This is a genomic window from Nostoc sp. UHCC 0252 (genome assembly GCF_034931145.1).
GTDB lineage: Bacteria > Cyanobacteriota > Cyanobacteriia > Cyanobacteriales > Nostocaceae > Nostoc.
In genome coordinates this window covers 1-9876 of sequence record NZ_JAYGHE010000129.1, presented here as the reverse complement: position 1 = coordinate 9876, position 9876 = coordinate 1, and the positions used below count along the sequence as shown (strand labels likewise).

Annotated in this window: 17 protein-coding genes; 4 read left to right on the top strand and 13 right to left on the bottom strand. The window is 39.3% G+C overall.

Annotated features, from left to right (window positions below):
- Positions 1–730: 730 nt before the first annotated feature.
- Both VB732_RS34510 and VB732_RS34505 read left to right on the top strand, forming a co-directional pair.
- Entirely contained in the window at positions 731–1549 is an 819-nt protein-coding gene (locus VB732_RS34510) for a hypothetical protein (protein WP_323235313.1), read from the top strand.
- A gap of 130 nt (positions 1550–1679) precedes the next feature.
- Positions 1680–1934 (top strand): hypothetical protein, encoded by a 255-nt coding sequence (locus tag VB732_RS34505; RefSeq protein ID WP_190965676.1) that lies wholly within the window; start codon positions 1680–1682, stop codon positions 1932–1934.
- 72 nt (positions 1935–2006) lie between these two features.
- On the opposite strand, the gene VB732_RS34500 is transcribed toward VB732_RS34505, so the two are convergent.
- From VB732_RS34500 to VB732_RS34455, 10 genes are all read right to left on the bottom strand, one after another.
- Positions 2007–2192 (bottom strand): hypothetical protein, encoded by a 186-nt coding sequence (locus VB732_RS34500; RefSeq protein WP_323235312.1) that lies wholly within the window; start codon positions 2190–2192, stop codon positions 2007–2009.
- A gap of 58 nt (positions 2193–2250) precedes the next feature.
- Entirely contained in the window at positions 2251–2505 is a 255-nt protein-coding gene (locus VB732_RS34495; protein ID WP_221708250.1) for a hypothetical protein, read from the bottom strand.
- A complete protein-coding gene (locus VB732_RS34490; RefSeq protein ID WP_323235311.1) occupies positions 2492–2719 on the bottom strand; it encodes a hypothetical protein in 228 nt (75 codons plus the stop codon). Before VB732_RS34490 ends, VB732_RS34495 begins: the two co-directional genes overlap by 14 nt.
- 101 nt (positions 2720–2820) lie before the next feature.
- A complete protein-coding gene (locus tag VB732_RS34485) occupies positions 2821–3012 on the bottom strand; it encodes a hypothetical protein (protein WP_069067941.1) in 192 nt (63 codons plus the stop codon).
- Positions 3013–3014: 2 nt separating this feature from the next.
- Complete coding sequence (locus VB732_RS34480; RefSeq protein WP_323235310.1) at positions 3015–3323, bottom strand: hypothetical protein; 309 nt, start codon at positions 3321–3323, stop codon at positions 3015–3017.
- Between the two features lie 529 nt (positions 3324–3852).
- On the bottom strand, positions 3853–5400 hold the full coding sequence (locus VB732_RS34475; protein WP_323235309.1) for a hypothetical protein: 1548 nt from the start codon (positions 5398–5400) through the stop codon (positions 3853–3855).
- A complete protein-coding gene (locus VB732_RS34470; protein ID WP_104899637.1) occupies positions 5400–5687 on the bottom strand; it encodes a hypothetical protein in 288 nt (95 codons plus the stop codon). The genes VB732_RS34475 and VB732_RS34470 overlap by 1 nt, the downstream gene beginning before the upstream one ends.
- Before the next feature lie 3 nt (positions 5688–5690).
- Positions 5691–6131 (bottom strand): hypothetical protein, encoded by a 441-nt coding sequence (locus VB732_RS34465; RefSeq protein WP_323235308.1) that lies wholly within the window; start codon positions 6129–6131, stop codon positions 5691–5693.
- 112 nt (positions 6132–6243) lie between these two features.
- Positions 6244–6600: a hypothetical protein gene (locus VB732_RS34460; RefSeq protein WP_323235307.1), complete on the bottom strand. Its 357-nt coding sequence runs from the start codon at positions 6598–6600 to the stop codon at positions 6244–6246.
- A 65-nt stretch (positions 6601–6665) separates the two neighbouring features.
- On the bottom strand, positions 6666–7175 hold the full coding sequence (locus VB732_RS34455; protein WP_323235306.1) for a hypothetical protein: 510 nt from the start codon (positions 7173–7175) through the stop codon (positions 6666–6668).
- Positions 7176–7324: 149 nt separating this feature from the next.
- Between VB732_RS34455 and VB732_RS34450 the strand changes: the two genes are divergently transcribed.
- Together VB732_RS34450 and VB732_RS34445 are read left to right on the top strand one after the other, a co-directional pair.
- Positions 7325–7561: a hypothetical protein gene (locus VB732_RS34450; RefSeq protein WP_323235305.1), complete on the top strand. Its 237-nt coding sequence runs from the start codon at positions 7325–7327 to the stop codon at positions 7559–7561.
- Between the two features lie 54 nt (positions 7562–7615).
- Positions 7616–8083 (top strand): DNA-binding protein, encoded by a 468-nt coding sequence (locus VB732_RS34445; protein WP_100903510.1) that lies wholly within the window; start codon positions 7616–7618, stop codon positions 8081–8083.
- A 191-nt stretch (positions 8084–8274) separates the two neighbouring features.
- Here the strand turns inward: VB732_RS34445 and VB732_RS34440 are convergent, their stop codons facing one another.
- The 3 genes from VB732_RS34440 to VB732_RS34430 form a co-directional block, all read right to left on the bottom strand.
- On the bottom strand, positions 8275–8805 hold the full coding sequence (locus tag VB732_RS34440; protein WP_100903509.1) for a hypothetical protein: 531 nt from the start codon (positions 8803–8805) through the stop codon (positions 8275–8277).
- Between the two features lie 479 nt (positions 8806–9284).
- Positions 9285–9596, bottom strand: a complete 312-nt coding sequence (locus tag VB732_RS34435) for a hypothetical protein (RefSeq protein ID WP_323235304.1) — start codon at positions 9594–9596, stop codon at positions 9285–9287.
- Positions 9597–9606: 10 nt separating this feature from the next.
- Positions 9607–9822, bottom strand: a complete 216-nt coding sequence (locus VB732_RS34430; RefSeq protein ID WP_323235303.1) for a hypothetical protein — start codon at positions 9820–9822, stop codon at positions 9607–9609.
- Positions 9823–9876: the final 54 nt, after the last annotated feature.

The following is a 9876-nucleotide window of genomic DNA, read 5'->3' as shown; positions in this document are numbered from 1 at the left end:
CCTGCAATACCTGCACCGACAATTGCAACATCCACAGATAGATTATTGATAAGTAGTGGAAAATTAGCTGTGGGTGTTGAGTCAATCCAGTAAGAAATGTGCTTTGTTGATATATTAGGCATATTTTTTTGAGATAGTGTTCGATAAATCCAATTCTTTGATGACAGAGTTAGCCTTCAAAATAAAGGTCAGACTGAAATAGTTAGTTTTACTTGGTTAATTCGTGATTTTTTGAATTCAATAAGGGATAATCTGCCACTTCATTTTTCAATTCTGATTTCTACGAATACTTTTCAAACTTATCTTTAAAGTAAACGTTTTTTCATATAAAATAAAACTATCTTACGGATAAGCTTGCTTGGAAAATTAGAAGAGATATATCAGCCATCAGACAGATAGTAATATAAAAAATAGAGATCACCCATCTAAAATGTAGCGATTGCAACACTATTAAAGGTTCTAAATACACCAAAATTTCTGAATACACAAAATAAAAAATTAAAAATAACACTTAAATCAATCATGTTTAACCGAGAACAATGCAATGAGAGGATATTAGCGGAAGATGCTTTAAATAAATTATTTAACATTTAAAAATAACCCCAATAGTTTCTAAGTAGCTCCGAAACTGTATATTGCAATAATGTCAACTTGAATAATTTTTAAACGTAATTTAATTAGTCACTGTACAATAGTTAACGCACTGAAGTACTGTTGAGCATTGAGATAAATGAATTCGCAAAATGAACTCCTAAAACAGCAGTTGATAGAAGCGATTTCTTGTCAAAATCTGCAAGAAATTCAAAAAATCCTAACCCTAGCGCAATTAGAGGATAAGACAATAATCCTCAAAGAAGCTCTCGTGCAAGTAGAGTATGTAAATTTTGTTTGGTTCTTGCAAGAATACGTAGGCAAGGAAAGTTATCAACAAGCCGTAAAGGATGTATCGACAAGCATGACTCAAAAACTAGTTGAAGGAGGTTTCAAGCCAGGGGTTGATTTCAACTTACACCCAGATGGGAGGATGTTGGCATCAAAAGAAGCAAATGAATATTTAGAAAAATATCATTCTAAACAACTAGAAAATAGCCAAATTTCTGTTGTAGCTCATGCACTACCAGAGTCAATGCAGATGTTAGAAAAAGCTTTAGGTGTGCGATTTTTTGAGAATCTTGGGAAGGTGGCAGCTAAACGTTTAGCCACAATGGATGATCCGACAGCCAGTATCTATGGTCTATGGCTGATGCAAGGGATCGGTGGTCGTCATCCATTACTGGAAAAAGATTTTTGTGATTGGTTCATGATTGAGATTTGTGGTGAGCGATTGTCAGCCTTAGCGTCAGCCGAGATTCAAGGCTTGGAGTTTAATGGCTTAGTGGTATTTGAAGATTTGTTAATGGCACTGGGCAAAACAGATGTATCGATAATGAAAGAGAGCGACCTAACTCTTGAAAATTTGGGGTTACTAGATAAAGTTTGGACGGGAGAAAATATGCGAGTGTCGGAATTAATTTCAATCTTGGAAAAAGATGGCGAACGAGATTTTTAATCAATATGCACTCGCTACAGCAATTGTGCGGATTCATGAAGTTAGCTGATCAATAAGTCCCGCACAAACACGGATTCATTCCTGCTGCCTTTCAGTGAAACTGCATTATACAAGTTTTGAAGGTGCATTTATGGCTGATACTACACTGTTAGATAACCGTATAAATAAGCAAATAAAATTTGAATCATTAGAAGCGACAGTAGCGGCAACAGAAGAAGAGTCAGTAATATTAGCCGAAAAGCTCACACAGGTGGCAATTCCTTTATCCGTATTGTTACAAGCACTGAATATAGCAAAATACGATAAGGCAGCAGCTTTCTGCTACGCTGACCAATATCTAAACAATATCAAAAAGTCGAAATGGGTTATTATCAAAACAGCTTGAAGTTTTCCGATGAAACGCTTGGTTGGATATTTTTCTCCTGATGTAAATTCTCAGTTTTGATTATTCCAAGCATCATTTTTCCCCATCATGGTTAACAACTTTACAAGCCTTACCTCTGTATCCTGCGTCCTTGACAATATGATTCAGTTTTAAGGCAGATTCTACCGCTTCAGTTTTATCAGGCAAATTGGTTAACACATCCGCTTTTGTGCCAGAGTTAGATTCTATATAAACTGAGTAAGTCACTTTAATCCCCATTTGTCTTTATCTCCTATTGCTCTATAGTCAAATTCCATATTTTGCTCAAAAGCTATAGTTAATCTTCAATCAAATGATTTTCTATAGTGAATCTTGCAAAAATTAATGCTTTTTCTAGTGACTCTTCCCCGTATGATCGGTCTTTATAGCTATCGACTACTAACTCCAAACTAGAATTTCTAATGTAGTAGATATAAGAACCTACATCGTAGGGATCTGGTTGGTAATAGGTAACGATTATTTCAAACCCTTTATGGTTCTCGTGTGCCTCAATCGTGTTACCTTTAAATTCAAGCTGATTAGGAATTTTCACAAGTAATCATTTTTGGTTTTTGATAAGTACGGCGCTCTAGCTTGTTATTAAAAGGAAAAGATGCTGAGATTAACCTCAAACCAATAAAATACTCCAGGTCATCAGTGCCAGATTTGGAAATGAAATTACCCTGCAAAGTAATTTTAGTTTCAGATTCTTGAATTATTTCAACGTTGGGTTGAGTTGTGTTTATTAATTCTTGCAAGTTATCCATAGTTAATCTGGAATTTCATCGAATTTATAAGACTGAAAACTAGTATCAATCAGACCAGACTAAAGGAATTTGGATTTATCTGAGCCAGTTGTAGCATAAATTTATTCCTCCTTTATTGTTACCCAGTCAGTTAAAACAGCCATACAGCAAGCGGTTAACGTTGGCCTTCTCAATATCTTATTTTCATATTTGGCGACATAACCACCCTCTAAGTCATTCTGCTCAAAATAAACCCCAATTACGTTAAAAAGCTTATTAGCAACATCAAGAGAAATAGATTTCGACCAAGACATATTTATCTCCCACCCAATCCCGGAAAAAACTTACTCCAAACACTTTGCTCTTTTGACGCTGATTCTTCTGAACCTAAAATATTCTGTAACCCTTGCTGATTACTCTGAATCTCCTGCATATTAAAAGAATGAATCGTCTGAGCTAATTCTGGATTTTCTTCTAACAATTCAGCCTCAAAGCTTAACTCTTGCTGCAACAGTTGGGCATTTCGGCGCAAAAACATCTGCTGATTGTGTCGCCGTCTGATTTGTTCTTCAGTCAAATATAATTGTTCTTCAAAACTAAAATTGTCATATTCATCGTTATACATTTAATTCAACTCCAATTAAACTAAAATATTCTGCTGAGATTTTCATTAAGTAAGTTAAAGATAAACAGTTATCAGTGAAAAGTTGAATTCTTGGAGAAACGCCACATCCAGAAAAATGGAAGTCCTAAATTGGCGTTTCTTTATCCAATATCTATATACCTTATACCTTTTAAATTGATAACTCATAACTGGTTTAATTACCATTTTATCCCTCCATATAATAGTTTAAATCCAAGCTGTAAACGCGCTTTAAATTCTTCTGTGTTTTTATTCTTCCGAACTGGGTCAGCCCTATTTTTAATCCAGTTATTTGATGAATGTGCAACTTCGTGATGGCACTTGTCACACAGTGGAAACCAATTGATTCCCAACTTTTCGTAATTGGTATAAGTATACTCAGTATGGTGCATTTGAGTAGCTTCAGACCTTAAACAACAGCAGCATTTACTATGAGCTTGTCGATGTTGTTTATGAGCGATTGCCACTTTCTTCTTATAATTTTTCAAATCGCCATACCGAGCATTCCAGTCTAGTTCACCGGATCGGGAAAACCGAGATTTTCTAATAGTAATTTCGCCCCCTTTTCGTTTAACTCTTGCCCCGTTAATTCGTGCCACTTTTGTTTGATTTCCTGAAAATGCGGTCTTCTTCCTAATTCTGTTGCCCATTTTCTAATTTCTTGATACCAGTCAACCTGCTGCTGTGAGGATTGTTGATTATTTTTAGAACTATGAACAGTCTCACCATTCGGCTTGGAATCTTGTTTTTGTTCTAGACCTTTGATATCAAATTCAGGTATTAGAGCTATAAAAGGATTACCACGAGTTGGAATTACCAGAGCATATCGAACTCCGGCTTTATCCAACAGTTCGCAAGCCTGTCGCAAGATTTCCAAAATCTCCTTTTTAACGTTTACGAAATCCTGGGGATGGTCAAGGATATAACTCGATGTCTGCCCTACAGCAATAAAGCAAACATTTTTCAAGGATGGGCGGCTAAATCCGGTTTCTCCAGAGAGCGGGGACTGGCCCATAAACACCCCATGTCCTTTAAGTCCGGCGGTGAATTTGATGATATAGTTCCAAAAACCTTGCAAGTCTTTGGCAGTATCAGCATCAACCATTCCCGGAAGTCCCTTGCCACCACCATAAACACTATCAACCTCATCCTGAGCAAGAAATAATTCGGGAACACCCTGACATTCACCACCAACTTTTGCAACCCTAGCTTTTTGTTGGTCAATCATGTTAGTGGCGAAAGTAATCCAATCTCTTAAGGCTTTCATGCCGTCAAACTTACGGCTGAACTTGCACAGCCATCTGGTAACTTCATCTTTTGGATCACTACCAATGACAATTGCCGGACTTTGAGATTTTGCAGCAATTTTATTAATAATCACTCCAGCCAGAGTTGACTTGCCGGATTGTGTTCCACCAGAAATGTAGAAATGGTGATTACTGCGAAGGGTCATATTTTGATTAGATGCAGCATCACACAGTTCATCAATCCAAGCACCATCAATTCTGATGTACTCAGGATAATTAGCTGCGATCGCTTGGAGAACTTTCATCGCACCCGGATTAATCACGGACTGCACCGATTCTTCATCAATGTCAGCAATATCGGGATTGGGAATACCAGTCGGTGAAGGTGATTGTTGTGCTGGTGGTTCTGGGAGTGTAACCAACCCTTGCAACTGATATTCAGCTATCCACCGGGGGCGCTCTTGCACTGGTAGCCGATTCACATAGTCAGCAACTCTGCGTTTAGCTGCGATCGCAGTCGTAACATAATCATAAACAGCCTCACCTTGTAAATGCTGTTTAAGTGATTTCAGGTCAGCTTCTAGCAAAGACTGGTAAACTTTTTCCTTACTTTCGCTGATTTGGGCGGATACCCCAAATAAGCCAGCGCTCACAGTTCCCGCACCAAGCAGCATCCCGGTTGTTATTCGGTCAGTGTTTAAGAAAAAAGGAGCAGACAGACATAACACTGTACTTGCTCCTAAAGAACATAAAATACTCCGTTCGGCATGAATGACGCTACTGGCAGTTAGACGTTGTAATTCAAATCCCATTACCTCACCCCCAACGCAACACCGGCTGCAACTAAAGTCAAAAACACAAACAGAAATATGACTCCAGGCATTAATCCAATAATGAAAGTTTTGCGGTTGAAGCCGAATCCTTTAATGACTAAACCGCCAAAGTTGAATAACCCCAGAACTATGCAGCAGATGGAAATTATGCCAATAAACCAAAGAATGTATCGACTAACGGGGCTGGCAACGGATAGATAACCCATAAACATAGAAAAGCCAACCCCAGACACTGCATATCCTATATGAGAGAGCTTGATTTGCATAACCTAAAATCTGAATGAATCTCCCACCTCATCAAATGCTTTCTCGTATCCCCCCAACTGGCGTTGTTGTTCAAGAGAACCGAAAGCATGACGGATCACCGCTTCCCCATGTAATCCCCTGGTTCGCTGCAAATCCTCCTCAACCTTCATGGCTTCACTTGAATATGCCAATTGGTTTTTATACATCTCTGCCAAGGATTGCAACTGCTTGAGCCTATGCCGGGAAAATTTAGTGTGCAACCACTTCTGTGCTTTTAGAGTGCCAGCCACTTCTGCTTCATCAAGAACCTGCTTTGCTGTAGTGTAAGCTGGCAATGTGTAGCGATCGCGGATTGATGAAGGTAAATTACCCTCAATTTGGGTAGCATCCCCAACTCTTAAATCCGTTGATACTACTCCATCACCTTTACCGCCGAATAAACCAGGAAGCCATTTTCCTAACATTCTTTTCTCCCCTTTAACTACTAATTAAAGAATCCAGAAGTCAGGAGCCAGAATAAAGAATTGTAGTACTGAATGAATAGACTATAAAGTATTAAATTTTTACTTTTCAAATCTACCTATTCAGTTCTTCTGAATTCTGACTCCTGACTCCTGACTCCTGCGTATAAGTCTGCTGAACTTGTTGAACTTGTGAGCCGATATATCGGGTTATGCCATATATGCCCATGAACGAAAACATCAATATAGTAAAAGCTGCGATCGCAGTTTGAGCCATCATTCCCCGTTGCATTAACTCCTCAATCTGTCTATTGTCCTTTGATCGCACTCTCGACTCATCAATAATTTGCTGGACTACCAGGAATTCTTCTGTTGTCAGATTTTCTAGTGTCAGCCCTGACAGATTCAACTCGCCGTCCTTCTTCAGGTGAATATTTAATGCTTTGCGATGGGTTTGGTCTTGTTGCTCCATATATTGCCACGCCCAAAACGAGGGTTAATAGCAGCAGATTCAGTACTGCTGCTAATCCAATGAATTTATTCGGCTGCATTTGTTGGGCTAATGCCGAAAATACCCGCAACGAGTTCGTCACCGATTGCACGAAAGGAATCTACGTCAGCTTCCTCCTCCATCGCCTTAGAGACAAACTTACTCACCACGTCTTTAGGAGCATTGCGAATCGTTGATAACAACTGGTCGGCTTTGTCGGTTGTGTAAGCATCAATCCCGACGTTGAGAACATCCTCCAGAGATTGAATTTCTTGATTTGAAACCTGGGATGCATGAGCGATCGCTCCTTGCAATGGAGGAACAGATTTACGGCGGGGTGAGTTTTTACCTAACTTACCGTTGCCATTTTTGGATTTGCCATTAGCAGTGGTCAGAGCAGTTGATTTCTTGGCTTGTGCAACTTGAATTGCCACTTCCTGGGCTTCGGCATCATTCAAATTATCAACATCCATGCCAATAGCTGATGCGGCGGACAAAATATCGCCCTCATCGAACTCAATCCCTTGCAAAGTAAGTATTTGTTTGATTTTTTCCATATTACTGTGTTTCTTATATGATACTACACCACTAATATAGTATATATTAGCTACATATCACATAAGAATCTAAAAATATTTATTTGTAGGGTTCTTGTCCCATAACCAATCTCATTTGATAATCTGGGTGATTAAATATGGATGCAACAATGCCTAGAACAAAAGCACAGGGAATGACCAGGATTGAACTTTACGTGCCAACTGCACTCTTTGAAGAAGCAGAAGAACTGGCCGAGTTTGAGGGTTGGAAATTATCAGAACTGCACCGTGTATTTTGGGAAAACGGTTTTGGCATTTATGTCGAGCGCAGTAACAAGAGAATGATTAACAAACGCTTGAGAGAGAAAATTTCCCCTGACGTTGCCAATCAGGGAGAAGAAGAGTAATTTTCGCGCCCAGGTTTAACCTGGGCATTGTTGAAGTAAAGGGAGCAACAAAATATGCAAAATATTCAAGAAGCATACAGTCTTGCTTGGGTGAAAACAGCTTGTGAACATATTTTAGGTAAGAATATTTCTCAAAGAACTTGGCGTAACTGTCTGAGAATATGTGGGGTTCAGCCTTACAAGAGAGAAGTCAAGATTAAAGAATGCTGCTATCTATTAGGACTGATATATTTGAAACGTCAAAACCCTTTCAAAAAGTATTCTTTATCTGACGTTTCATTGTTACTGATGAAGGATAAGGCACGATTTACCAATTTTGGCATTGATTTAGAAAATCTGGAACTTCCACTTTTAGGGCGAGAATTACCAGACTATATCTATGAAAAAACAGGCTATAAAGTAACTTTGCGAACCCTGTACCGTTGGGCATCTAAACGCCGTATTCCTTTCTCTAAGTTACGCATCATTAACCAAAAAGAATTGAGTCGATGGTTAGAGTTAGCAAGTATAGCGAATGCATAGTGAATATTTAGCTTTTAATACATTTACTGTAATTCAGTGGTTTAAGTTGCATAGGTTCTATCAAGCAGCACGTTTTGTGACGGGGATTTAGACCCCGACGCAAAACGTAATTGTGATTGGTTTGATTTACTCCCCGCTCAACGCTAGTCTTTCAAATGAACAAGTGTGCCATTAGATTGAAAAGCAGTATATCAATCTAATTGATTTTGCTCTAGATACTGACGCACTCCCGCACTCATTGCTACGAGGTTTGGTTGTATATTTTTCCCCAACAAATCTTCAACGAGATGAGCAATTTTACTTGTGAGGAAGAATGGTACTCCCTTGATCTGCTTCGGGTCAATCACTAGTTCACCACGGCTTTCAATTACTGTACTATTACCATCCTGCAAAAAGCGATTTTTGCCAGAACACTTAACTGCTTCTGTAAAAGCGTGAGTTTCAATACGCCATTCAACTGTCAAATCTGCCTGATTCCAGGTATTATATTCTGTCCAAGAGAGCATATCTTCACTGAGCAAAACTCTTGCTGCTGCTGGAATCTCACTGCCACCGCGCCATTCATTGACAGTATAAATATTACTGCCTACTTCACTACGTGATTTAACTTCGATGTCGCGCACGTTTGGCATATAAGGAACTAGCTCAACCAGTTTGTCCCGATAGGTAGCGTAAACCAGGGAACGGGGAAAAGGAATTTGGCTATTAGCACAGATGAGCATTAATTAATACCATATCCAAATATAGACATAACGAAGAATTGCCAAGAATTTAGCGATGGCGTAACCGCCCACACCCAGGCGATTACAATATAACTATTTTTCACAGTAGCATTTCAAATCCAGTAAAAAGCTACTTTTTTCGTCGCATAGGGTCGCGTCACAAAGTGGCAGAATAAAGCGGCGAAGTCTGCCGTGACATCGAAAAGCCCTGCTGTGTATAGATGTCACCGAAGGCGGCGAGGTTCGAGCAAACGCCGAAACCCTTGCTATAACGCCAATGTCACAGAAAGCGGCGGGGTCAATTTACTCGTTTTGTGTCACAGCATATCCCCCAAAGCTATACACAATGGGTGTCACGGGGATTGTGGCGAGGTTGATGAAAAAAAACAGGGGTGAAAAAAAGCCCCAAAACGGGGCTTTTTTCTTAAATCTTTTGGCTCGAAGTTGCACGTCGTTTCATTAGTTGCCGGATAGGAAGTTCAAGCTTGCACTAACTCTTGCTTGAGAATTAGTATTTCACGCTGATATCTTTCAATTTCAGCTTCAAGTTCAGCGCGTAATTCGCTTGGTGTAAGCGGGGAAATTTTCTCCTCTTCAAGATGTGCCACTTCTGAGAAATCGTTTTTATCCAGCACAGCATAACGCCAAGATTCGTTACATAAGCCAGTCAGTAGATTATTGGGTGGATAATACTGAACCCCTACAATCATCCCCTGCTTGGTTCTTTGCCCTAACGAGTATTTTGGTGATGTCCAGTGATTCGGGATGGTGACAACTTTTGAAGCTTCCATACGATTGCTCCTATCTTTGTTTTGATTGTGTTTGTATTACTCGCTGCTGCCTTTTCTCTACCAAAATCTGACCGATAGTTCCTCCAGTACCTAGCCCAAGCATGGCTGTAGAAATTATGTACATTGTATTTCTGCCAAAAATTTGCACTCCTAAATACCCAATAGATACGGCCGCTAATGTACCAGTGAGACTTACAACAATTACTTGTCCTTGATTCCGTTTCATAACTAGAATTCCTTTGCTTGATGGAGATTATGAATCCTTCTTTCGCTTCACCAA